The 24,795-nt window shown below is 40.8% G+C and carries 22 protein-coding genes, 1 pseudogene and 1 riboswitch; of the genes and pseudogenes, 11 read left to right on the top strand and 12 right to left on the bottom strand.

Features of this window, described 5'->3' with window-relative positions:
• Positions 1 to 7 precede the first annotated feature (7 nt).
• Positions 8 to 1,093: a S1C family serine protease gene (locus KUG63_RS09460; RefSeq protein WP_287554985.1), complete on the bottom strand. Its 1,086-nt coding sequence runs from the start codon at positions 1,091 to 1,093 to the stop codon at positions 8 to 10.
• Positions 1,094 to 1,451: 358 nt separating this feature from the next.
• Here KUG63_RS09460 and KUG63_RS09455 point away from each other — a divergent pair, with 358 nt between their 5' ends.
• Genes KUG63_RS09455 through KUG63_RS09445 form a run of 3 tightly spaced genes read left to right on the top strand, consistent with a single transcriptional unit; the run spans position 1,452 to position 4,260 of the window.
• The gene (locus tag KUG63_RS09455) at positions 1,452 to 2,768 is read left to right on the top strand and encodes an aromatic ring-hydroxylating oxygenase subunit alpha (protein ID WP_015005744.1); all 1,317 of its coding nucleotides are present in this window, start codon (positions 1,452 to 1,454) and stop codon (positions 2,766 to 2,768) included.
• Between the two features lie 15 nt (positions 2,769 to 2,783).
• Positions 2,784 to 3,332 carry a 3-phenylpropionate/cinnamic acid dioxygenase subunit beta gene (locus KUG63_RS09450; RefSeq protein ID WP_016389470.1) on the top strand — a complete coding sequence of 183 codons (549 nt, stop codon included), beginning with the start codon at positions 2,784 to 2,786 and terminating at the stop codon, positions 3,330 to 3,332.
• Positions 3,333 to 3,360: 28 nt separating this feature from the next.
• Positions 3,361 to 4,260: a VOC family protein gene (locus KUG63_RS09445; RefSeq protein WP_287554983.1), complete on the top strand. Its 900-nt coding sequence runs from the start codon at positions 3,361 to 3,363 to the stop codon at positions 4,258 to 4,260.
• A 277-nt stretch (positions 4,261 to 4,537) separates the two neighbouring features.
• Here KUG63_RS09445 and KUG63_RS09440 read toward each other — a convergent pair whose 3' ends face one another.
• From KUG63_RS09440 to KUG63_RS09405, 8 genes and pseudogenes are all read right to left on the bottom strand, one after another.
• Entirely contained in the window at positions 4,538 to 5,320 is a 783-nt protein-coding gene (locus KUG63_RS09440; protein WP_287554982.1) for a methyltransferase domain-containing protein, read from the bottom strand.
• A gap of 41 nt (positions 5,321 to 5,361) precedes the next feature.
• A complete protein-coding gene (gene rssA, locus KUG63_RS09435; protein ID WP_020162062.1) occupies positions 5,362 to 6,264 on the bottom strand; it encodes a patatin-like phospholipase RssA in 903 nt (300 codons plus the stop codon).
• Between the two features lie 46 nt (positions 6,265 to 6,310).
• A complete protein-coding gene (locus KUG63_RS09430) occupies positions 6,311 to 6,769 on the bottom strand; it encodes a DMT family transporter (protein ID WP_020162061.1) in 459 nt (152 codons plus the stop codon).
• 63 nt (positions 6,770 to 6,832) lie between these two features.
• A complete protein-coding gene (locus KUG63_RS09425) occupies positions 6,833 to 8,359 on the bottom strand; it encodes an AbgT family transporter (protein WP_287554981.1) in 1,527 nt (508 codons plus the stop codon).
• Between the two features lie 36 nt (positions 8,360 to 8,395).
• Positions 8,396 to 9,312 (bottom strand): annotated as a pseudogene (locus KUG63_RS09420) (lysophospholipid acyltransferase family protein).
• A gap of 46 nt (positions 9,313 to 9,358) precedes the next feature.
• A complete protein-coding gene (locus KUG63_RS09415; RefSeq protein WP_015005736.1) occupies positions 9,359 to 9,601 on the bottom strand; it encodes a hypothetical protein in 243 nt (80 codons plus the stop codon).
• 21 nt (positions 9,602 to 9,622) lie between these two features.
• Positions 9,623 to 9,901, bottom strand: coding sequence for a peptidylprolyl isomerase (locus KUG63_RS09410; RefSeq protein ID WP_016389483.1), 279 nt, complete (start codon positions 9,899 to 9,901; stop codon positions 9,623 to 9,625).
• The gene (locus tag KUG63_RS09405; protein WP_287554990.1) at positions 9,902 to 10,759 is read right to left on the bottom strand and encodes a DMT family transporter; all 858 of its coding nucleotides are present in this window, start codon (positions 10,757 to 10,759) and stop codon (positions 9,902 to 9,904) included.
• Positions 10,760 to 10,978: 219 nt separating this feature from the next.
• Here KUG63_RS09405 and KUG63_RS09400 point away from each other — a divergent pair, with 219 nt between their 5' ends.
• Positions 10,979 to 11,635, top strand: coding sequence for a glutathione S-transferase (locus tag KUG63_RS09400; RefSeq protein ID WP_287554979.1), 657 nt, complete (start codon positions 10,979 to 10,981; stop codon positions 11,633 to 11,635).
• Here the strand turns inward: KUG63_RS09400 and KUG63_RS09395 are convergent.
• Both KUG63_RS09395 and metE read right to left on the bottom strand, forming a co-directional pair.
• Positions 11,632 to 12,543: a cation diffusion facilitator family transporter gene (locus KUG63_RS09395; protein ID WP_287554977.1), complete on the bottom strand. Its 912-nt coding sequence runs from the start codon at positions 12,541 to 12,543 to the stop codon at positions 11,632 to 11,634. The two genes, KUG63_RS09400 and KUG63_RS09395, sit on opposite strands and share 4 nt — an antisense overlap.
• A 190-nt stretch (positions 12,544 to 12,733) precedes the next feature.
• Positions 12,734 to 15,025, bottom strand: coding sequence for a 5-methyltetrahydropteroyltriglutamate--homocysteine S-methyltransferase (metE, locus tag KUG63_RS09390; protein ID WP_020932738.1), 2,292 nt, complete (start codon positions 15,023 to 15,025; stop codon positions 12,734 to 12,736).
• 97 nt (positions 15,026 to 15,122) lie between these two features.
• On the opposite strand from metE, the gene KUG63_RS09385 reads away from it, so the two are divergent.
• From KUG63_RS09385 to KUG63_RS09375, 3 genes are all read left to right on the top strand, one after another.
• Positions 15,123 to 16,019, top strand: coding sequence for a LysR family transcriptional regulator (locus tag KUG63_RS09385; RefSeq protein ID WP_015005730.1), 897 nt, complete (start codon positions 15,123 to 15,125; stop codon positions 16,017 to 16,019).
• A 31-nt stretch (positions 16,020 to 16,050) separates the two neighbouring features.
• Positions 16,051 to 16,190, top strand: a riboswitch (cobalamin riboswitch).
• Positions 16,191 to 16,290: 100 nt separating this feature from the next.
• Positions 16,291 to 19,083 carry a ribonucleoside-diphosphate reductase subunit alpha gene (locus KUG63_RS09380; RefSeq protein WP_073024221.1) on the top strand — a complete coding sequence of 931 codons (2,793 nt, stop codon included), beginning with the start codon at positions 16,291 to 16,293 and terminating at the stop codon, positions 19,081 to 19,083.
• 32 nt (positions 19,084 to 19,115) lie between these two features.
• Positions 19,116 to 20,228, top strand: a complete 1,113-nt coding sequence (locus KUG63_RS09375; protein ID WP_220386930.1) for a ribonucleotide-diphosphate reductase subunit beta — start codon at positions 19,116 to 19,118, stop codon at positions 20,226 to 20,228.
• Between the two features lie 111 nt (positions 20,229 to 20,339).
• Here the strand turns inward: KUG63_RS09375 and KUG63_RS09370 are convergent, their stop codons facing one another.
• Positions 20,340 to 21,008 carry a DUF502 domain-containing protein gene (locus KUG63_RS09370; RefSeq protein ID WP_232228571.1) on the bottom strand — a complete coding sequence of 223 codons (669 nt, stop codon included), beginning with the start codon at positions 21,006 to 21,008 and terminating at the stop codon, positions 20,340 to 20,342.
• A gap of 2 nt (positions 21,009 to 21,010) precedes the next feature.
• Between KUG63_RS09370 and KUG63_RS09365 the strand changes: the two genes are divergently transcribed.
• From KUG63_RS09365 to KUG63_RS09350, 4 genes are all read left to right on the top strand, one after another.
• Positions 21,011 to 23,425, top strand: a complete 2,415-nt coding sequence (locus KUG63_RS09365; RefSeq protein WP_020932741.1) for a fatty acid cis/trans isomerase — start codon at positions 21,011 to 21,013, stop codon at positions 23,423 to 23,425.
• A 239-nt stretch (positions 23,426 to 23,664) separates the two neighbouring features.
• Positions 23,665 to 23,865 carry a CsbD family protein gene (locus tag KUG63_RS09360; RefSeq protein WP_287554972.1) on the top strand — a complete coding sequence of 67 codons (201 nt, stop codon included), beginning with the start codon at positions 23,665 to 23,667 and terminating at the stop codon, positions 23,863 to 23,865.
• Between the two features lie 84 nt (positions 23,866 to 23,949).
• A complete protein-coding gene (locus KUG63_RS09355; protein WP_287554971.1) occupies positions 23,950 to 24,114 on the top strand; it encodes a DUF1328 domain-containing protein in 165 nt (54 codons plus the stop codon).
• Between the two features lie 130 nt (positions 24,115 to 24,244).
• Positions 24,245 to 24,469: a hypothetical protein gene (locus tag KUG63_RS09350; RefSeq protein ID WP_287554969.1), complete on the top strand. Its 225-nt coding sequence runs from the start codon at positions 24,245 to 24,247 to the stop codon at positions 24,467 to 24,469.
• The last annotated feature ends 326 nt before the right edge of the window (positions 24,470 to 24,795 follow it).

Raw genomic sequence — 24,795 nt, 5'->3', positions numbered from 1 at the left:
CTTTTATTTAATTATTTAAATACTCAGCAAAATTTTTCCTAACCTTAGCAATTGGAATCGAAACGCCAAACCCAGTCTTTAACGCAGACCCTTTTGCTACTTTGATGGTATTAACTGCCACCACATAGCCATCATCGGTTATCAATGGCCCACCACTGTTACCCGGTAAAATCTGTGCGTCAGTGACTATTTGGTTTTGCAACACCTGCGTTACCGTCCCATCTGTTAACTGATCACGTAACCCCAAGGGGCTTCCAATTGCATGAACGGTTGTACCCTGTACGACTGAGCCAGGTGCCATTTCTAAGTAAGGCGCTTTACAGGCATTTACTTTCAGCAAAGCCAAGTCATCTGTCGACGCCACCTTAATTAGCTTGGCTCTTGCTTTAGTATTATCTTTTAAAACAATATCAAATGACTGAGCAACATTTGACACCGCGCTAGAGAAGTTAAAGTCAGATTTTTGTCGATTAAAGATGTCCTCATCCAAGCTCAGGCGCCTCTGCGTTTCATTCAGTTGTTGCAGGTCTTGCTGATATTGCTGCTCATAAAGCGCGTACTCGCGTAACGCGATTTGTTTTTCTTTGTCTGATCTCAAACCGTCTATATATATTCGAAAATCATCGAGTTTTTGCTTATTAATAAAGAGCCGCTCTTTTTGTTGATTAAGCCGTATTTTATTACTATTAAATATTAAACTATTTTTTTTGATCTTTGCCTGCGTCGCATCCCATTGCTTACCTTTAGCGGGGCGAACCACATGCTTATTCGTCACTAAATAACAATCCTCGGTTACAAAAAAGCCAGATCCAGAACCAAGTTTACTTTTAACAGTAACAACAGCCTTCGTTGCTTGCTGAACAGGATTAGTCAATGGGTATTTACTATTTAGCAGCGTTATAAAATCATTCGACCTCTCGACAGAGGCGGTTGAATTTTTATATGCGCGAACCTCGGTAGCCCCATCCTCATTGATAGGCGAATCAGAAAACTGCCAATGCCCATCTTTATCCTTATATTTAAATATTTCCGCCACACAAGTGCTTGGAATATAAAGTAAGCAGACTGTTGTTAAGGTGATTATAAAACGCATAATTTATATCAGTGTAAACACTGCCCTCATGGTCGTATCAGTGATCATTTGACCTTAAAAAAACCCCCTTGTCGATAAAGAAAGTCTAGCTCAAATTTTAAATTTATTATCGGTCTCAATGGTTAGCATCAATTATTCAAAGGCTTTCAGGCCCTTCTCATCCTGCTTTTTCAACAAGTTTTATTGTGTAAATACTTAATAGTAGAACTTGCTTTAGTAGGGTTTCCTTCTTTTTATTTTCCTGATCTACATCAGAGTAGTTATAGGCATTAAACATTAGAATTTGCGCCACAGTAAAAACAAATATTACTTGAAAGCAACTGTATTTTATAACTCGTCACTTAGGAGAACCTACTTTATGACTAATAATACCGACTACCATCAATTTATTGATAATGACGAAGGATGGGTCGATCGACGTATTTTTTGGGAAGAAGAAATTTATGAGCAAGAATTAAAACAAATTTTTGCTAAATCATGGCAATTCATCGCTCATGACTCAATGATTCCCAATGCTAATGATTTCTATACCACTTATATGGGCGAAGATGGTGTTATTGGGGCGCGACAAAAAGATGGTAACGTCAGAGTTTTTTTAAACTCATGCCCACACCGTGGAAACAAATTCTGTTTTGCAGACGAAGGCAATGCTCGCTCTTTTATATGTAATTACCATGGCTGGAGTTTTGGTATTGACGGCAAGCTAGGCGCTTTAGCGAACGAGCATGTTTATGATGAAGGCGATATTGATAAAGAAAAATGGAGCCCAAAACAAGCGCGTGTTGAAACCTATAAGGGCTTAATATTTGCGACATTTGACCAAGATGCACCTTCGCTGGATGAGTGGCTCGGTGATTTTCGTTGGTACTTAGACATGATGTTTGACAACGATGGAGAAACAGAATTCATTGATGGCGGCATTAAATCATATGTTAATGCCAACTGGAAATTTGGCGTAGAAAACTTTGTTGGTGATGCTTACCATGCGCTTTGGAACCATGACTCTGGCCTTAAAGCCATGAATAAAGGTGAAGGCTTTGGCCCAGCAGTAACTGAAAACTCTTATCACGCAAGTATTAATGGGCATGGTTGGGAGTTTGGAACCGATGGCTACGCAGATGTAGTGATTGGTGGGTCTGAAAAGTGGCTTAATTATGTCAGAGACATCATTAAACCTAAAATTAAAGAGAAATATGGTGAGCTTCGCTCCAATATATTTGGTTCATTAGCCTCCGTTTCATTATTTCCCAATATTTCATTTTTACCTGGCATTCAAACATTTCGTGTTTGGTTACCTAGAGGGCCTAAAAAGTTAGAACTACGTGTTTTCACCATTGTTAATAAAAACATGCCCGAAGAGATCAAACAAGAAATTAATAATGCTTGCATGATGACCTTTAACCCAGCCGGTGTTCTTGAGATGGACGATGGGGAAAACTGGGAAGGCAATACACAGGTCAATAAGGGTTATTTAACTCGCCAAGAAAAACTTCATTATGGCTGCGGTATTACCCGAGAAATTGAGCACGAAGAGCTACCGGGCATCATTTACAAAGGCCAGTTTAACGACGCCAATCAACGACATTTCTATACCCGCTGGGCTGACTTGATGAATGCTGATTCATGGAATGACGTACCAACACGTTACAGACCCCGTCATACAAAAAACAACTAAATAGGAGCTAGGTCGATGACAAATTTATCAGAAAAAACAGCAGCAGTAGCAGCACCAGTACCGGCCTCTATGGAGCTTACTTTTGAGGTTGAGCAGTTTTTGTATAAAGAAGCTCGTTTACTAGATACCGAAGAATTTCATGCTTGGTTGGGTATCCTAACCGACGATATTCACTACTGGATGCCTTATCGTTATCAGCGCTATCGTAAAAACCATGTAGAACCAACCGTGAAGGGTATGGCTTATTACAATGATGATATGCATAACTTAAAAAGGCGAGTTCTACGAAATGATACCGGAACGTGTTGGTCTGAAGACCCAGCCACACGCTCTTCTCATGTTATCAGCAATATCGAGGTTGAACATACAAAGAATCCAGATGAGTACAAAGTGTATTCATTAACAACGGTCAACCGCAATATGAATGAAGATGAAGAACACCTAATGGTTGGTCATCGTACTGATATTTTACGTCGCGTTGATGGGCAATTAAAACTGGCCAAACGTAAAATTATTTTGGATCAAAACATCTTTATGAACAAAAGTTTAAACGTATTTTTATAAACATCTTTAAACTTAACGAGGAGAGAAAATGGTAAAGGTAATAGAACTAGGTTATTTAGGTCTTAATGTCACTGACGCTGCTGCTTGGCGGAAATACGCGACAGAATGCATTGGTCTTCAAATTGTTGAAAGTGGTCAAGATGACCGCTTTCATCTAAGAATGGACCTTCAGCATCATCGTATTACTGTTCATGAAACAGCTGATTGTGATGATTTAGCTTATATGGGCTGGCGTGTCGCTGGGCAAGAAGAATTCAAAGCCATGCAAAAACAACTAACAGATGCTGGCGTTGATTTTCAAGTTGGAACGCCTGAAGAAGCGCGTGAGCGTCATATATTGGCGCTGATAAAACTTAAAGATCCATCAGGCACAGCGAATGAAATTTATTACAGTCCTCAAGTAGATGTTATGAAACCCTTTCACCCAGGACGCCCATTATTTGGCAACTTTATTGCTGGCGACCAAGGGTTAGGTCACGTTCTTGTGCGTTCAGATAACGATGAAGAAACGTATAACTTCTATAAATTATTAGGCTTAGTTGGCTCGGTAGAGTATAGAATTCCAATGCCCGATGGTAACTTTGCTGAGCCTTGCTTTATGCACTGTAACAGCCGTCAACATTCCATTGCTTTTGGTTTCCATGGCATGGTTGAGCGGCTAAACCACCTTCATATCCAATACAGTCACTTAGACGATTTTGGCCAATCTCACGATATTATTCGCAACCAAGGTATTGATGTTGCTATGCAGTTAGGTAAACATGCTAATGATCAACTGTATACCTTCTATTCAGCTACTCCTTCTGGTTGGTTGATGGAACTGGGTTGGGGTGATTATGTTAAACCAGAGACACAAGAGCATTATGCTGGTGACATTTTTGGTCATGGTGTAGAAGCGTCTGGTTATGGTATGGATATTGATATATAACAAGGCACTATATTCAGGCCATCACTGATTAGCACTTACTGAACTTTGGTAGTTTCAGTGTAAAGAACGCCCACTGAAGTGGGCGTTCTTTTTAAATAGCATAGGCATTAAAAAAACTACCTCTTTTAATCTATCGAATAGAAGTAGCCAATGCCAACCTCATCGTACTAACTCGTTTAATCATTAGAAATGAGCTATTGTTTTCGCTTGATAAACCTATTACATAAATAAGTGCAATCACGTTAATTTTCTGTGCAAAACATACCATTACAAAAAATCATTTTGTCACTTCAAAAAGGTAACGATTAATACAAAAAAAGTATTCCCCTTTTTTCTCAAGTGACTCGATTCCTGCCAACCAAGCCTCAGAGTCCTTATTAGTCACACCATTACGGTCAATTGCAAACGAGGCAATAATTTTAGATAACCAATAACTAAAATTTTTATCGTTATATTCAATGTTCATAATTGGCAACGCTTCCACCTTACTTAATTGCAGGCTTGCTGATTTAATGGCGCCAGCCAAACGCATAGGAACAGACTCTTGCGCACAATGCTGCTTCCATGCATGAATAATACGGTCACGACAATCAACATCCACTGCGCTCCAGTACGGGAACGCCCAATCTGTATCAACAATAACCCCTCGCCCACCTGGGCGAAGTACCCTTGCGAACTCAAATAAAGCAGCATTTAAGTCAGGAACATATTCATAGACCTGCGTTGAAACAACCGAGTCAAAACTGTTGTCGGCAAAGGGTAAGGACATTGCATCACCTTGCTCAAAGGTCACATTCAAAGCATCAGCACAAAGTTGTTTAGCCGACTCAACCATATTGTCTGCCATATCAACACCAACCACTGACCCTGTAGGACCTATATGCTGGCTAATATCTTTAGCTAATAAGCCAGGACCAGAGCCAATATCAAGCACCTTTAAACTGTTTTGTAGTTTAAGTGAAGCAATCACTTGACCTCTCGCTGACACAATATCCGGCGTTTGATAAGCCATTTTTAATGCATGACTTACCTCATCATTAAATTTTAAACCCTCTGCCATTGTCTACCCTCTTATTATTATTTTTAGATACCAATATTTTTTTATTTACCCACAGTACATTGTATCTCTTGCATCATCCTCTCGACACAGTCCATCCCTTCATCTATTGCCTCTTGTGCCCTATAAAACTCCAACAAACCCATTTGTGATAACTTAGGCGTCAGGATAATATCTGGGGGGTCTCCTGCCATACGGCTTCGGGTAATTCGGTCTTGGGTAATATTAACTGAGCCAGCAATCGCCTCAAATAAACTAGGCGTCTGTTCTTGGTTTCTATCAAATGAAAAAATTGAATCGGTATATTCAGCGACTAAATTGGTGAGCTTATCGACCACTTTTCCGGATGGTTTAATGGTTTTCTCTTGTTTTCCTATATGCTTACCGACAATGTCTCCATTTAAATTTACTGCAATCACTACATCCGCGCCTAAGGCTCGACAAGTAGAAACAGGCACAGGGTTCACTAAGCCTCCATCGACCAGCCATTTATTGTCATGCTGTATCGCTGGGAACAAACCCGGTAACGAAATAGAAGCCCACACAGCCTCTAACACTGATCCTTCAGACAGCCATATTTCTCTCCCCGTCTTAAGGTCTGTCGCTACACTGGCATAGTCCTTGTCAAATTCTTCAATGAGTGCTTTATCTGAAGCAACATATTGACTTAGAAAATGATGCAACCGATCTTTATTAACAAACCCATTAAATGAACGATTAATCTCAAAGAATTTAACTGTATTAAGCTTAGATAACGAAAGCGCCCACTGTTCCAGATCATCTAAATGACCCGATACATAGGATGCGCCTACTAGTGAACCTATTGATGTTCCACAAACGATATCTGGTTCTATGCCCTGTTTAATCAGCGCTTTAATAACCCCAATATGTGACCAGCCACGAGAGGCCCCACTTCCTAATGCCAACCCTATTTTCATGTCTGCCACTTAACCTCTCCTGAGACGTTTAATTCAGCTCATTAAAGCCTTTTAATTAAAAACGCTTTACTACCAAAAAAACGCCAGTCGCCATAAATAACAAGCCTACCAAACGCTGCATAGTAATTGAATACTGAAGTGAGCTTAATAAACCAAAATGATCAATCACAGTCATTGAAATAAGCTGACCTAACAACACAAAACACACAGCATTACCAATGCCAAATTTAGGGCCTATATAGGTAATCCCTAATGTGTAAAAAATAATAAATACACCGCCCAAATAATACTGTATTGGTATTGATGCATCAGGTAACCCACTAGGTAAGCCTTCTACAACAAACAAATAAACACCTGCAATCACAAAACCAACTACAAATAATATAACCGCTGCTAACGCTGGGCTTTGTAACCTTGCGCCTAAACCGCCACTTAGCGCACCCATGATAGGAATGCCTACCCCCGCCAAAAACATCACTGCAGCGTAGATAAAATTTTGACCAACTATATTCACTTCTTATTCCCCTTTATTATATTTATTGATACTGATAGTAATGTGCACCACGATCCCTGTTCACTAGGGTATGGCTAAAAACAATGAGGCTCCTGGGCCTAATGGAATACCCAACATTAACCATAGACTTAACAATAACCCCCAACTTAATAAAAAGGCTACTGAGTAAGGTAGCATCAGCGTCATGATTGTCCCCACACCAACCTTATCATCATAGCGTTTCATAAAAGCAAACACTAAAGCAAAATAAGGCATCAATGGTGTAATGATATTAGTAGAGCTATCCCCAACACGGTAAGCCGCCTGTACAACCTCTGGTGCCACTCCCATCAACATAAACATCGGAATAAAAACAGGGGCCATGATGGCCCATTTAGCTGATGCGCTACCAATAAATAAATTTGCAAATGTGCAAAAAAAGATAAAACCTAACATTAATGGAACAGCACCCAACCCACTATTTTTTAATGTATCAGCACCATTAATGGCAAGAATTAACCCCAGATTAGTCCAATTAAAATAATTAACAAATTGGGCTGCAAAAAACATCAAAACGATGTAAGTAGCCATTATTTCCATGCTTTTTTCCATGCTCTTAATCACATCGACATTGGTTTTAAAACAGCCAGACAATTTGCCATATGTTATCCCCATAAGAGCGGCACTTAAAGCAATTAAGGCAATCAGACCAGACATAAATGGTGACTTAATAATACCGCCTGTTACAGGGTCTCTTAACAACCCTTGATCAGGGATTAGCCCCCATAAAATACCCACGACAATAACCAGCCCAACTACAAAGGCCCCTTTTAAACCTTTTTGTTCTTCGCTTGTTAACACCGTTTTTAAATCACCTTGTTCTGCACCACGGTATTCGCCTAACATCGGGCTAATAAAACGCTCGGTTACCCACGTCGCCACTACAGAGATCAGCAGCGTAGAAACAACGATAAAATAGTAGTTTGCAGTAGCGGTTACGTCATAATTCGAGTCGATCAAGCGCGCAGCTTCTGTGCTTATACCACCGAGAATAGCATCGAATGGGCCAACTAATAAGTTCGCACTAAATCCCCCAGAAACACCAGCAAAGCAGGCCGCAATGCCCGCTAATGGGTGCCGTCCTGCGGCTAAAAATATAACGCCCGCCATTGGTATCATCACTACATAACCAGAGTCCACTGCAATACTAGATAGCACCCCCGCCAACACAACAATAAACGTTAAAAACTTTGTCGGCGCCTTCATCACCATTAAACGCAAAGCGGTTTGAATTAAACCCGATCGTTCGGCGATACCTAATCCAAGCATTGCGACTAATACAGGACCAACGGGGGCAAAAGTCATAAAATTTGAAACCATTTTGCCCAGTATTTGATGCAAACCAGCCGCATTAAACAGGTTTACTACGCTAATTTGTTCACCGTTAACAGGGTGTATAGCCGACAAACCAAGATAATGGCCTATCCATGACACCCCTATCACTAAAAAACATAAGTAAATAAACAACATCGTTGGGTGAGGTAAGGTATTACCCCACGCCTCAACTCTACGTAACAATCGTTGCGATAATCGGCGTTTAGCTTGTTGCATAGCTGCTCGTTATTTTAGTGATGATAATCCTAGTATTCATTTATAAAAACCAGGTTCGCCCTTAGGCCGAGTTTTAAAGCGCTTATGCATCCATAAATAGTCTGCCGGATGTAAACGTATTTTTTCTTCTAACCAATCCGTCCAGCGCTGCGTATCCGCCACATCATCACCCGTTGGGTAATTCTCTAAAACAGGCTCAAACTCAATTACAGAACCTTTTTCACCATCTCGATATGCGCTAAGTAACATCACTTGCGCATTCGTCTGTTGGGCATATTGTGGAATAGTGGTAATCGTCGCTGTTGGAATACCAAAAAAAGAAACGAATGCGCCACGACTGACACCAAAATCTTGGTCTGTGCAATAAAAACCGTCCCGTTATCAGCCAATTTTTCTAGCATTTTACGAATATCTTTACGATGGAATAAGGTTATTGGGTATTTCCCAGCACCCCGTTGATACAAATTTGCTTCCATTACTGGATTATTCATACGCCTATAAATCACGTCAAAGGGGGCCAAGGTACTCAGTTTACTAATGGCGTGAAAAAGTGGCGTAAAATGCCCAATGACTAACAAAAGAGGTTTATCTGCACGCAACGCCTGTTCTAGATATTCTTCACCAACAACCTTAATGTTAGCGGTCATATCAGCGGGTGGCCGCCAAATTATATTAAACAAATCAAATAACATTAAGGCTGATGACTTGATATTAGCGCGAACAAGTTCCTCTCGATAAGCATCTGTTTCATTAGCAAAACAGCGGTCAATATTTCGTCGAATAGTGCTAATGCGACGATTTTCTTTACTCGCCAGCCTATTCGCAATCCATTTTGACAAGCTAAACTGCCAAGACCTCGGAAGAATAGCCATACATCGGCTCACTCCAACCGCTAACCACGCTAGCCAATATTTAGGATGCAGGTAACTTAATTTAAATTTTTGAGTTGCCATGAGTGACCCTCTTTTTTTATTAAAACTATCAGCCAGTGCGATTTTTTTATTTCATATTAACCATCTGCAATAAAGATTCAAGCGGGCTTTGATCAATATTCCATTGCTCAAATAAACTAAACAACTGCTTAATAGAATCAAACTCTACAGTTTCATTGTCCAACTCTAATAAGAAGTGAGTATGCATATCATCAAGGTTTTTATATGACAAGACACCGCTCAATTGCGCCACCAGCTCAACATTTTTTTCCTCGCTCAACTGCTGAGGTTTACTAAATAATATTTTCATAATCTGACAGTTTTCTGATCATTAAGTCCGGTAAATGGTTTCAATAAGATGATAGCCAAACTTCGTTTTAACGGGGCCATGAACAGTTAACAATGCTTTTTTAAAAACAACATTATCAAATGCTTTTAGCATCTTACCTGGGCTAAACTCACCAAGATCCCCGCCTTTTTTTGCTGAAGGGCACTGTGAGTGCTTTTTAGCTAAATTTGCAAAATCAGCGCCACCAGCCAACTGTTTTTTCAGTCTCTCGGCCTCTTCCTTAGTTTTAACCAATATATGTCGTGCACATGCTTTTGCCATTTATATTTCCTTAACTTTTTCTTTCCAAGTGAGATTGAGGTATGCGCCTATGATAATCAAACCCGCCCCCAATAAGGTATTTAGACTTGGATATTCTTGATAAAAAAGCATACCTAATAACATCGCAAAAACAACTTGTAAGTAACCAAAGCTTGTAGCACGGCCGGCAGATTCAGTGCGCATACTTTTCGTTAGACCTACCTGACCTACTTGGGTTGCAACCCCAATGGCTAGTAGGTAAAACCATTCAATACCTACTGGTATGACAAAGTCGCCCCATAGCAAAATCAGACTAGCCGGTAAGGAAATTAACGGAAAATACATCACGATCACTAAGGGATGCTCTGTTTTCCCCAAGGCTCGAACTAAGGTATAGGCAACGGCACTACCAAACGCACCCGCAATAGCAATCATCACTGTGAAAAAATCAAAATCAACCGTAGTTGAAGAGAACAGAACGTCCGGTTGCACTATAATTAATACGCCGAAAAAACTTAAAACAATACATACCAGCGTGCCAACTCTTAACGCCTCTTTTAAAAAAAACAGTGCTAATAACGCAGTAAACATAGGGTGCAGATACTGTAAAACCATTGCTTCGGCTAAGGGCAAATGGGTAATTGCATAAAACACACAAATAAGGGCAGCAAAACCAATTAAGCCGCGTGCCGCCAACAAGCCTTTACGTGTACCCAATACTGCGATTCCTTCTCGCCTTAGCCCTAGGTAACTGATGACCAATGAAATGAGCGAGCGCGCAACAACTATTTCTAAAACAGGAATCCCGTGATCACCGACTAATTTTACAAACAATGCCATGATGCTGAATGCAAAAGCACTGAGTATCATGTAGCGAATACCTAGAGGGATAGATAGAAAAGCGTTGATGGTTATCTCCGAAGTGCATATGTAAAAAAACTTGAATCCGCATTTTACAGTGTTTAACGCAGTCTTTTCTGATGCTGAGGTATTTATTAAACCTCATTAGATCAAAACTATGTGACACTCACAACTTGACGCTACAATCACCCTTATACTCAAGACATTTCCATTACATTCAAAACAACGACCTCTTTTATGCCCTCTTTACCAAAGCTTTATTCATTACGTCAGTGCCCTTATGCGATGCGAGCACGAATGGGTTTATTAATGGCTCAACAAGTCGTTACTTTGCGTGAAGTGAACATGAAAAAAAAGCCTGAAGAGATGCTATCTGTTTCAGCAAAAGCAACCGTTCCCGTACTGGTCTTAAATGATGGCTTAGTCATCGATCAAAGTATCGATATTATGCTTTGGGCCTTAAATAAAAATGACCCTAGTAACTTACTTTATAAGCACCAAGCCAGCATGCTAGAGGATATGCTTAAGTTCATTGAACATAACGATATCACCTTCGTAGACTCACTTAAAAAATATAAAGCGGCCTCTCGATATCACGACAAAGAGAAAAACACTTACCGCAGGCACTGTGAAGAATACGTTAAACAACTTGAGCAGCGACTTAACCGACATGAGTTCATCATGGGCGATAACCCCAGCTTAGTCGACTATGCGATTTTACCCTTTATCAGGCAATTCTCTCGTGTTGAACGGCAATGGTATCTACAAGCGCCTTATCCCGCTCTACAGCGATGGTTAACAGCCCAATACCAACAAACTATTTTTACAAAAGCAATGGTCAAGCACGAACCTTGGACAGAAAATCAAGCAACCGTTGTATTCGGTAAAGTTTAAATTTCGCAAACCTCATCAGCGCATTCATATACCTCAACGGTAATATGAGAAAGTTGCTGAAAGCCCGCTAATAGATCTTTATAGTGTTCTGTCGGCTTCGGGTCATGTGTGACCAAAGAAATAATTGCGGCATAATGATTTGCACTGACTTTCCAGATATGAATATCTGAAACACGGTTATCGGCGTCTTTTTCAATGCTGTCTTTAATGGCAAGCCTATATTTCTCATCAACACTGCCATCCAGTAAAATAGGGCTCGTCTGCTTTAATAAGCCATAAGACCAGCGAGTAATAATTACTGCCCCTACTATACCCATCATTGGATCAAGCCAATTAAGACCAAAATACTTGCCAGATAGCAATGCTACAATAGCGAGTAATGATGTTAATGCATCGGCGAGAACATGCATATAAGCCGCTTCTAAATTGTGGTCATGAGCGTGGCCATGATGATGGTCTTCTTTAAGTAAAAAAGCACTAATAAAATTTACCAGAAGGCCAATAACTGCCACACCAATCGCCGCATTAAATTGTATCACTTGAGGATCAATCAAGCGTTGGATAGAGTCAATCACCATCACAAATGCTACAACAGCCAAGGCAACGGCACTGGCAAAACCACCTAGCACACCGACTTTACCAGGACCAAACGTGTAAGCCTTATTTTTTGCATGCCTACGTGCATAACGATAGGCATATATAGTAATTAAAAAGGCTGCTACGTGAGTGGCCATATGCCAGCCATCAGCTAACAACGCCATTGAGCCAAACACAGTACCAGCCACTATTTCTGCGACCATGGTAATAGCGGTCAATATCAACACATATTGTGTGCGCCGTTCTCCACGTTCATTTTTCAACGAGAAATCATGACTGTGTTTTAAATGATCTAACGTGCGTTCGTGCATACAGTCCCTCATATTTTTGACTTAATCAATGGCGTATTAAAACAAAAATCAATGCCAGCCTTAAACCATTAAGACTAGCACCGACCTTCTCATATTTTAAACGTCCTATGTTTTTCAAACCATGACTATTTGTTCCGGCACAACCCGATTAGGTGATGTAACACACAAATCCTATGAAAACACTGCTCCCTTACTCAACCACTGTAACCGACTGCCTTAATTGCTTAGCGGCTGTGACCATATTGCGTAACGCTTGTTGCACTTCTGGCCAAGCACGTGTTTTTAAGCCACAATCTGGGTTCACCCACAGTCTCTCCAATGGAATCCGCCTTGCTGCCTGCTGCATTAAATATTCTATCTGCTCAATTTTTGGAACATTTGGCGAGTGGATATCATACACCCCAGGGCCAATTTCATTTGGGTATTGAAACTGTTCAAAAGCATCTAATAATTTCATGTCTGATCGTGAGGTTTCAATGGTAATCACATCAGCATCCATGTCACTGACAGAGCTCATAATGTCATTAAAGTTTGAATAACACATGTGAGTATGAATCTGTGTCTCATTTTTCACCCCTGAGGTGGTAATACAAAAAGCCTCAATAGCCCTGTTTAAGTATTCTGACCATTGTTTTTTTCGCAATGGTAAGCCTTCTCTTAAAGCCGCTTCATCTATTTGAATAATGCGAATACCTGCTTTTTCTAGATCCAGTACCTCATCTCTTATTGCTAAGGCTATTTGTTGGCATGTAGTCGCACGGTCTTGATCATCTCTAACAAACGACCAATTCAAAATGGTCACCGGCCCAGTCAACATGCCTTTAACCGGCTTATCGGTTAACGATTGTGCATAGCTAGCCCAATTCACAGTCATTGCTTGAGGTCTAGACACATCCCCATAAATAATCGGCGGTTTAACACAACGCGAGCCATATGATTGCACCCAACCGTTTTGTGTAAAGGCAAAACCCTGTAGTTGTTCGCCAAAATACTCCACCATGTCGTTTCTTTCTGGCTCACCATGCACCAACACATCCAAGCCTAGCGCTTCTTGCTTGGCAATGACATCAGCAATCTCTTGTTGCATGACTGATTGGTAGTCTGCCTGAGAAAGCTCACCCTGTTTGTAACGTCGCCTGTTTGATCTAATATCGGTGGTTTGTGGAAACGAGCCAATGGTCGTCGTTGGGAAATTAGGCAGGCGCAAATGCTGCTGTTGAAGTTTAATCCGCTCGTTAAAATCTAAGCCTCGCTTTAAGCTTAAGCTTTTCACATTCTCTAAACATCGCTGAACGTCTTTATTATGCACCAGCGAAGAATTTTCTCTATTGCTAATGGCTTCCCTATTACGTGAAAACTCATCGCTTGATAAACAGTTATTATCTAACACCGCGGCTTTTACCAACCGTAACTCGGTAAGTTTTTCTGTGGCAAAAGATAACCAAGATTTAATATCATCCGATAATGACGTTTCAAACGCCAAATTAACAGGCACATGCAGTAAAGAGCAAGAAGGTGCCAGCCATAACTCGCCAGCCCAATGTTGTTGAATAGCTTGTGTCACGCTGACTGTCGCGCCCAAATTGTTTTTCCAAACATTTCGGCCATCAATAATACCGACTGACAACACCTTATAACTGGGCAACCAGTCAATCAGTTGTTGGACTTGTTCGGGGCTTCTAATCGCATCGATGTGCAGCCCTGCCACGGGCAAATCGCAAACAAGCTTTAAATTGTCAGCTAACTCGCCAAAGTAGCTTGCCACCAATAACTTTAGATCGCCTCGTTGTAATTTATGGTAGGCCTGTTCAAAGGCTAACTTCCATTGATCAGGCAAATCGAGGACTAAAATAGGCTCATCAATTTGTACCCATTCGACACCCAGATCAGATAAACGATTTAATATCTCACCATAAGCTGCCAGCAGTTGATCGAGCACGTTTAACTTATCGAACGCCTCGCCCTCTGCCTTGCCAAGCCAAAGAAAACTCAGCGGGCCTAAAATAACGGGTTTAACACGATGGCCTAATTGAAGCGCTTCATTTACCTCATCAAACAACTTTTCAGTGGATAGCTTAAACGACTGCTCGGGCTGAAATTCGGGCACGATATAGTGATAATTCGTATCAAACCATTTAGTCATTTCGCAAGCGCTAACATCACCACCATCAACAGAACGGCCACGCGCCATCCGAAAGTACGTGTCAATATCCACTGCACCACCATCATGCTTAAATCGTTCAGGTATACAGCCTAGTAAGGCGCTCATATCTAGCACATGGTCATACCACGAAAAATCACCCACGGGTATAAGGTCTAAGCCCGAGTCAGCTTGAGTTTGCCAGTTGTTCTTTCTTAATTGTTGGCCATTATTAAACAAATCTTGCGAATCTATCTCTCCTTGCCAATACGACTCTAATGATTTTTTTAACTCTCTTTGCGCGCCAATACGTGGAAAACCTAAATTATGTGTACGAATCATCTTTAACCTCATTATTTTTATGTTGCGAGAAGTATCCAGCAAGCATAGAATTGAATCAATCTCATAATTTTCACCATTAAGTTGAAATAAATTCACCATGATCTTAGAAATTCGACACCTCAGGGCCATTTACACCATTGCCCGCAGTAAAAACCTTAATCAAGCCGCACAAAAGCTTCATCTGACACCATCGGCCTTATCACACCAAATAAAAACAATTGAGAACCACTTTGAAACGACGCTGTTTTTCCGCCAACACAAGCCCCTCGGGCTTACTGATGCGGGGCAACGCTTATTAGATCTAGCTGAGCGAGTATTACCGTTGGTTGAAAACACCGAGCATGAGCTTAAACAAATTGCTAATGGCAAAGCAGGAAGGCTTTTTATTACCATTGAATGTCATGCCTGTTTTGAATGGTTATTACCAACCTTAGAGCAATACCGCAAGCAATGGCCAGACATCCATATTGATATCAAACTCGGTATGAGTTTTAATCCGCTACCGGCGCTGAGTCGTGGTGAAATTGACTTGGTTATTAGTACCGACCCAGTTGATAAACCAGGTCTTTCATTCTTAACGCTGTTTCCGTATCAAGCCTTGTTAGTGATGAATGATCAGCATCCATTGAAAGATAAAGCCTTCATTAACGCAGAAGACTTAGCCGAGCAAACGCTTATTACCTACCCAGTTGAGCGTAGTCGCCTTGATGTATTTAGACACTACCTAGACCCTGCCAATGTAGAACCCGCGCAAGTTCGTCAGGTTGAGTTAACCACAATGATGATGCAATTAATTGCCGTTGGCCAAGGGGTGGCTGCCCTACCCGACTGGTTATTGGATGCGCCAACAACAGCACAGTCATTAATTGGAAAACCACTGGGCGCTAAGGGCATGCATGGGATGTTACATGCTGCTTGCCGTGACCAAGATATTGAAACACCTTACATTAGTGCCTTTATTGAATTAGCACGGGGGTTCAAAAATAAAAAATAACAAGCACTTGTAAATACATTAATTTTACATTATCTTGTTAGCCAATAAATAGTTAAGCACTATATATAGTATTTGAGGGGAATCTGGTTAGAATCCAGAACTGTCGCGCAACGGTGTTGTGAATCTTATATTCACTCAGTCCGATTACCTCTATTTTTTGCCAAGCCTCGCGTTAAGGATTGTAATCAGTGATGTATCAGCCCCGTATTGATATCACTTTTTCCCATTGTTGCCTCGAGGTTTGCCTAATAATCAACCTGAGGATTTAACAATGAACGATCTTTCTGTCGCTTTAACAACAGATCATCCAGCAGCTGCGCAAGCTGTCAACTATCAAGTTATTCGCCGCAACGGGCAACTAACCCAATTCGATGTTAATAAAATTTATATTGCCATCAGTAAAGCCTTATTGGCGGTAGAAGGTGAACATACACAACAATCTAGTCATATTCACGATCTTGCCACTCAACTAAGCAGCCAAGTACAACAGGCTATTGTTAGGCATCTATCGATAAGTGACACCATTCATATCGAAAGCATACAAGACCAAGTGGAATTAGCACTGATGCGCGCCGATTTGCATAAGGTAGCCCGTGCCTATGTTTTGTATCGTGAACAACGATCCGCTGAACGCTCTGCCGAAGAAACAGCTGAACAATCCAGCTGGCAAATTAGCATCCAGCAAGTTGACCAGTCCCTCCAGCCATTTAACGAAGAATCGCTGAGCGACTTAATATCAGAGTGCGCCGAAGGGCTTAATGATATTTCAGTCGAACGAGTAATCAACGAAATTAAAAATAACCTTTTTGATGAAATGCCCGAGTCCGCCTTCCAACAAGCCATTGTTATGGGTGCCAGAGGCTTGATTGACACAGACCCCGACTATAGCCAATTGGCAGCAAGGTTGCTGCTTAATAATTTACGCACCGAGGCATTAAGTTTTACTCACCAACAAACCACCAGCCGAAGCCAAGCGGAGATGCTCACCCACTATCCTGAGTATTTCAAAGCGTATATCAACAAAGCCGTTTCATTAAACTTATTAGATGAAGAATTATCAAGATTCGACCTAGATAAGCTAGCCGAAGCGCTACAAAGTGAGCGTGATTTTAATTTTAGTTACCTTGGTTTACAAACACTCTACGACCGTTATTTCATTCACACAAAAGACACCCGTTTTGAGTTACCACAAGCCTTTTTTATGCGCGTGGCAATGGGCTTAGCAATTAATGAGGTTGAGCGAGAAGAACGAGCGATTGAGTTTTATCAATTACTCTCATCTTTTGACTTTATGAGTTCGACACCAACCTTATTCAATGCGGGAACACCAAGGCCACAACTGTCCAGCTGCTACCTCACCACCGTTAACGATGATTTGGCCGATATTTACTCTTCTTTCAGAGATAACGCCTTACTCTCTAAATATGCCGGTGGGCTAGGCAATGATTGGACGCAAGTTCGTGCCTTAGGCGCTGAGATCAAAGGAACCAATGGCCAATCTCAAGGAGTGATTCCCTTTTTAAAAGTCGCCAATGACACCGCGGTTGCGGTTAATCAAGGTGGCAAACGTAAAGGGGCTGTTTGTGCCTACCTTGAAACATGGCATATTGATATTGAAGCCTTTTTAGAGCTTCGAAAAAACACCGGTGATGAGCGCCGCCGCACCCACGATATGAACACCGCTAACTGGATCCCTGATCTATTTATGCAACGCGTTATCGAACAAGATGATTGGACTCTTTTTTCACCCGACGAAGTGCCCCACCTTCATGCCTTAACTGGTGAAGCCTTTAAAAAGGCGTACCAGCTGTGCGAGCAGAAAGCTCAGCAAGGTGAGATAAAATTACATAAAACCATCAAAGCAGTAGATCTTTGGCGAAAAATGCTGGGCATGTTATTTGAAACCGGTCACCCTTGGATTACCTTTAAAGACCCTTGTAACATTCGCTATACCAATCAGCATGTCGGTGTTGTTAACAGCTCGAACCTTTGTACCGAAATCACCTTACATACCAGTGAGCAAGAAATTGCTGTTTGCAATTTGGGTTCTATCAATCTACCGGCCCATCTACGGGGTAACGAACTGGATCTTGTACATTTAGAAAAAACAATTACCACCGCCATGCGAATGCTCGATAACGTGATTGATTACAATTATTACAGTGTCCCGCAAGCGCGCAACTCAAATTTAAAGCATCGCCCAGTTGGCCTGGGCATAATGGGTTTTCAAGACAGTTTGCAACAATTAAAAATACCCTACAGCAGTGAACAAGCGGTTGAGTTTGCTGATAAGTCAATGGAGTTAATCAGTTATTACGCCATTAGCGCCTCATGTAATTTAGCCGCTGAACGGGGTGCCTACCCTAGTTTCAACGGCTCTTTATGGAGCAAAGGGGTTCTACCGATTGACTCATTAAAAACGCTGGCTGAGCTGCGTGGCCAGTATTTACAAGTTGACCAAAGCCAAAGCCTAGACTGGGATAGCTTACGCCAACAAGTAATGAACACAGGTATGCGGAATAGTAACTGTTTGGCGATTGCACCAACGGCCACGATCTCAAATATTTGCGGCGTTTCGCAATCTATCGAACCAACCTATCAAAACATGTTTGTTAAATCTAATCTGTCTGGTGAGTTTACTGTTATCAATACTCATTTAGTGGCTGATCTCAAAGAGCTTGGCCTGTGGGATGAGGTCATGATTAATGACTTAAAGTACTACGACGGTTCTGTGCAACACATTGAACGTGTACCTGAAGCACTTAAAGCCCTTTATGCAACAGCGTTTGAAATAGATTCGCGCTGGCTCATTGAAGCGGCTGGTCGGCGACAAAAATGGCTTGATCAATCACAAAGTCTCAACCTTTATATGGCTGAAGCATCAGGCCAAAAACTCGATAGCCTCTACATGCTCGCTTGGGCAAGAGGCCTAAAGTGTACCTATTATTTGCGCTCCATAGGGGCGACCCATATGGAACAAAATGATAATCATAACGACGCGACGCCCGAACAAGCACCGCAGGTCTGCTCTATCTTAGACCCAGACTGTGATGCCTGCCAGTAGGCCATCATCTAACATGTAAATTAAGAGGAATTATGATGCTAAATTGGAATGATCCATTTGCGAAAAACTCAAGCAAAGAAAACACATCAAGCAACAAAGCCACTGTCAACCAAGCGCGAGCTGCTACGTCTTCACGACCAGCTAACTCGCCAATTAATCCAGAAGATAAACGGGTAATTAATGGCATGGCTGACATTAACCAACTGGCCCCCTTTAAATATCATTGGGCATGGAATTACTTTATCAATGCGAATAAAAATCATTGGACACCGTTAGATGTCAATATGACCCAAGATATTCATGATTATCAACATAAACTAACGCCCGAAGAACGCCATGTTTATGAAAATGTTTTAGCTTACCTGACCACCTCGGACATTCTCGCCATGAGAAATATCGGATTGGCGGTGATGGAAAAGATGAGTGCGCCCGAGCTACAAATTTATCAGGCTCGACAAGTGTATGAAGAAGCTATGCACACATGGACCTATCAACATTGCATAGAAACCATTGGGCTTGACCAATCGGAGATTTACAACCGCTATCGCGTTGTGCCGCAAATACATCATAAAATTCAACTGTGTAATCAACGGCTGGGCTCAATCATGCGCCCCGACATTGATTTAACGAATAAAGATGAACTGCAAAACTTTGTCATGGCGTATTTCTTTTTTGCCGCCATTTTTGAAGGAACTTGGTTTTATAACGGCTTTAGCCCCATTTTTGCCTTACAACGGCGTGGTTTAATGAAGGGAACTGCCGAGCAACTTCAATATATTATGCGCGATGAAGTCATGCACTGCTCTTTTGGTCTGCGCGTTATCAAACAAATTTTAATTGAAGAAAATATCCAGTTAGACCCACAGGCAGTACAAGCACTTTGGGAGGAAGCTGAAGCCGCCGAGCTTGACTATGCCAACTACCTGCTAGAGAAGCCCATTTTAGGCTACAACAAAGCTGACCATATTGAGCAGTTTCGCTTTATTGCCAACCGACGCTCACGCACCTTGGCATTAAAAGAGCCCTTTCCAGGCGCAAAAAACACCCTAGCATGGTTAGATGAGCAAGCTAATTTGCGTAAAGAAAAAAACTTCTTTGAAACACGCGTGACCGAATATCAAACTGGTGGTGCATTAAATTGGTAAATTAAAAATCGTCTTATAAAGGTGTTATCAATAAAAGGTTTGCCGACAATGATAGTTGCGGCAAACCTTCACCCTTAGATAAAAACACACTTGATTGATGCTTTTTATAAACTATGGAGCTGTTTTCTTTTTAGACAAGCCGGCTGTCAATACTTGGCGCATAGCATCTTCTACAGACATATCGATGAGCTGAATATTCTCTTTTGATATATACACAGTAAACCCGCCTATTTGGTAGCTCATGGGTAGATAGACGGCCACTTTATCATCAGGCATATCAACACCAGGAAGCTCACCTGCCTCACTGACCATAAACCCGATTAATTGCATATTATTAATGCTAACCATCACCACTTTTTTAAGCTCTTTTTGCTCGCCTGATGGTGAAAAATAGTGCATAAAGTCGCGAAGTGCGCCATACACTGACTTTATCAATGGAATTCTTTCTAACAGTTTCTCACCAAGTCCAAATACCCACTTAAAGATCCAAGCATTAACCAATAAACCGACACAAAACAAAAAGCAAATACCGACTAACAAACCGATGCCAGGCACGTAATATTGCTCGGGGATAATGAACATAATTAAAGGACTCACCGTTTTTTCTATTGTCGTCACCAGCCAATAAAAAAAGTACAGAGTTAACAGTGCAGGAAAAACAGCAACACTGCCTTTCAGTAATATCGTCCATAATTTTTTCATAATTAAATTTTCAGTCAGCGATTGTCGAGTAAACTTGTTGGTCTTTAAGGTAATCAACATTATGTAGTAATTTTTCACTCATGCATACAAACACCATTCGTAACAAAAACCTGAACTTTATGGTTTTCTTTTCACTCGTTTTAGTTCTTGCAGCCTGTGAAAAAGACAATAGAACGGCCCCAAGGGTTATCGGCAAACATCAAACCTTCGATTACCACAGCGACATTAAACCTATTCTTGAAAAGAAATGTATTGCTTGTCATGCTTGTTATGACGCTCCTTGTCAACTAAAAATGCAGTCACCTGATGGTCTTGAGCGTGGAGCAACAAAGCAATCGGTGTACGATGCTACCCGTTTAAATGATGCTAGCCCTACTCGATTATCAATCGATGCTCAAAGTGCAAAAGAATGGCGAGAAAAAGGCTTTTTTTCTGTGTTAGAAAAACGTCTACAACACGGGGGAGAGAATAATAATCAGTCCTTGTTTAAAAACATGATTGATTTAGCCTTACAAAACCCGCTAACACCTAATCAGCCGATCCCAAAAAATATTCAACTTGGCTTAAAACGAGAGAATACCTGCCCTGCTCCCGGTGAGTTTTCTGACTACGCAAAAAACAACCCACATGGAGGAATGCCGCTAGCTGTTGCCGGTCTAAATGAAAGCGAGGCACAGACCTTAAGCACTTGGCTGAGTGAGGGCGCTAAAATCGTCACAAAGAACATCGATATTTCACCAGAACATCAGGCAATGATTGTCCAGTGGGAAACTTGGTTAAACAGTAACGATAAACGTACAGCATTGGTAGCACGCTATTTATATGAACACCTTTTCTTAGGCCATTTATATTTCGATCAAGTCAACCAATCTGCCGGTAACTCACCTAACGCAGGCATACAGTTTTATTCACTGGTGAGATCTTATACTCCCAGCGGTCAAAAAATTATGCCTGTTAATACAGCAAGACCGTTTGACGATGTAAATCAGGCTTTTTATTATCGTTTAAAAGCTATTGAAGAAACCATTGTGCATAAAACCCATATTCCATATAGGTTTGATCAACAACGCTTAAAACACTTTAAACAATTATTCATGACTCCTGGGTGGTCTGTCGACAAACTTCCCGGCTATTCTTATTTAGAAAGGTCAAACCCTTTTATCACTTATCAGGCTATTCCAGCAAAAGCCCGTTACCGTTTTCTACTAGATAACGCCGAATTTTTTATACGCAACTTTATTCGCGGCCCAGTCTGCCGAGGGCAAATAGCAACCAATGTTATCCGTGACCAATTTTGGGTTATGTTTGAAAACCCAAAACATGAGGTCTACACCAATAACCCTGATTACCAACATGCAATGAATCCTTACTTAGGGCTGCCAGGTGAAAAAACATCCTTACTGGATTTTGGTAGCCAATGGATGAAATATGAGACCAAACGAAACCAATATATAGGTCAGCGTCAACTCACCTATCAAAAAACATTTCCACAAGGTGCAACCAAGGAACATATATGGAATGGGGAACAGGTCAATGACAATGCTTTCCTTACCGTGTTTCGCCACCACGATAACGCTTCTGTTACAAAGGGATGGAAGGGAGAATTACCATTAACCACGTGGCTAATGGATTACCCCTTACTCGAAAGAACCTATTATGAATTAGTAGTCAGTTTTAATGTGTTTGGTAGCGCTTCTCATCAAACACAAACTCGGCTCTATTTTGATTTAATTCGTAATAGTTCAGAAGTTAATTTCTTGCGCTTAATGCCTGCTGATTACCGAGAACCACTGTATAAAAAATGGTACCCAACCTTCGCCAATATTAAAACCGAGTTTACCTATCATGATATAGATATAGATTCGCCGGTAGCCATTAACTACGAGACAAAAGAGCCTTACTCAGAATTACTTACGTCACAACTAAATGACTACCCAGCATTAAGCAAAGCAAAAGATAGTATTAACCGCTGTGATGCTGAATGTCATGAAGCAGCCAGCCTTAAAAAAGAAACGTTCGAACATCAAGGTACTCAAATAAACCAGTTACTCTCTAAGCTTGCCAGCACCCCTGCTTCGCAATTAAAGGCAATCAACTGGTTACCAGAAATCAGCTTTATTAAAATTGAACAGCTAGACGGTCAGTTTTTGTCTTACAGCATGTTAAAAAACCGTCGTCACAGTAGTGTCTCCTTTATTTTAGGTGAATCTTTAAGGCACCAAGATCAGCAAGATACCTTAGCTATTTTCCCTGAATTAATTGGCAGCTACCCTAACCTAATGTTTGTTATTAGCATCAAAGAGCTAAATGATTTTGTTTTTGCCTTATCTCAAGCAGACACCCCTGAGGCATTTGATGCCGTGATTAATAAATGGGGTATTCGACGCATGAATCCAAATTTCTGGAACGTTTTGCATGATTTCACCACATCACTTAATACTAAGCGGCCATTAGAATCAGGAATATATGACATAAATCGTTATGGGCGATGGTAGGTATGAAGAATGCCAACCTAAAAATAGCCTGACACCCTATTTACCTGAAAAATAAACACATATCATTGTTTTTAAAGAGCACCCAAGCTCACTATCTGCATACCGACTAGCTTCTTAGCCAAAGATAGAAAACTTTAATCTGCTTTAAAGTTTTTCATTTCAAGCCTTGTTATGGTTTAAACCGTAAGTCGAAAAGCACAATATTTTGTGTGTTAGTTTAACTATTAATGGAGTAACAAATGAATACCGATATTTTAAAAGGCAAATGGAAGCAACTCAAAGGTAAGGCGCAACAGCAATGGGGTGAATTAACTGATAAAGACGTAGATATTATTGAAGGCAATACTGAAATACTATCTGGAAAATTGCAAGAACGTTATGGTATTGAAAAAGATGAAGCTGATAAGCAAGTTGAAGAATGGTGCAGCAAAAATGATTAGAATATATTCATGTTAAAGGTTTCTAATAACTAGAGTCCAGTCTTAGATATACTTTTCAGAGATAACAAAAAAACAGGAGTCACCATGTTTAATTGGGCAGTCACATTTTTCATTATCGCTATAGTAGCCGGTGTACTAGGTCTTAGTGGAGTCGCCGGCACAGCTAGCAATATTGCTTGGATCCTTTTTGTAGTCGGCATTATTATGGCTATCATTTTTATGATTACTGGGCGTAGACCAAAGATATAAATACCTTAGCTAATCATACAATTCGTGATCCTAAAGGCTAATGAATGAAAACTTAAGTGCCACATAGATTCTAATCTTTGTTAGTATCTTTAGTGCAACACTATTTTAAACTAAAAATATAGGGAGTACGATGAAATTACTACATATGTTTACCATTATTATCACACTTGCATTTGCTGTCATAGTGTCGGGGTGTGAGCCAGATGGGCCTGCAGAGAAAGCTGGTGAAAAAATTGATAACATTACGCAAGATGGACCCGCAGAAAATGCTGGTGAAAAAATTGATGAAATGACGGAGGATGCTGCCGAAAGTATCGAAAAAGCCGGAGATAAACTGGAAGATAAAGTTAATTAAATACGTTATCTGTTGATAACCTATTAAAAACTTTTCATTACTAAATTCAGTTTAATCATTCTAGGACTTATAGGCCTACACTTGTAAGTCTATAGGTCCTAGACCTACCAAATACGCATTCTTTCATTGTAAAAGTTGCAACCACGCCTAACTTCTAGCAAAAACCCTCAATTAAGCCTATTTACGTTATAAACAAACGCCCCATAAAGCGCACATATCCCCCAGCTAGCGCTATTAATCTACTAGTCTTTTTAAGACCCTTAGCAAAATAATATAATATGCGTATTAATAAGGTGTACTATTAACAGCAATATTGTTTTTCTCGT

The organism is Cycloclasticus sp. (genome assembly GCF_019090545.1).
Taxonomy (GTDB): domain Bacteria; phylum Pseudomonadota; class Gammaproteobacteria; order Methylococcales; family Cycloclasticaceae; genus Cycloclasticus; species Cycloclasticus pugetii.
This window is presented reverse-complemented; position numbering and strand designations above follow the sequence as displayed.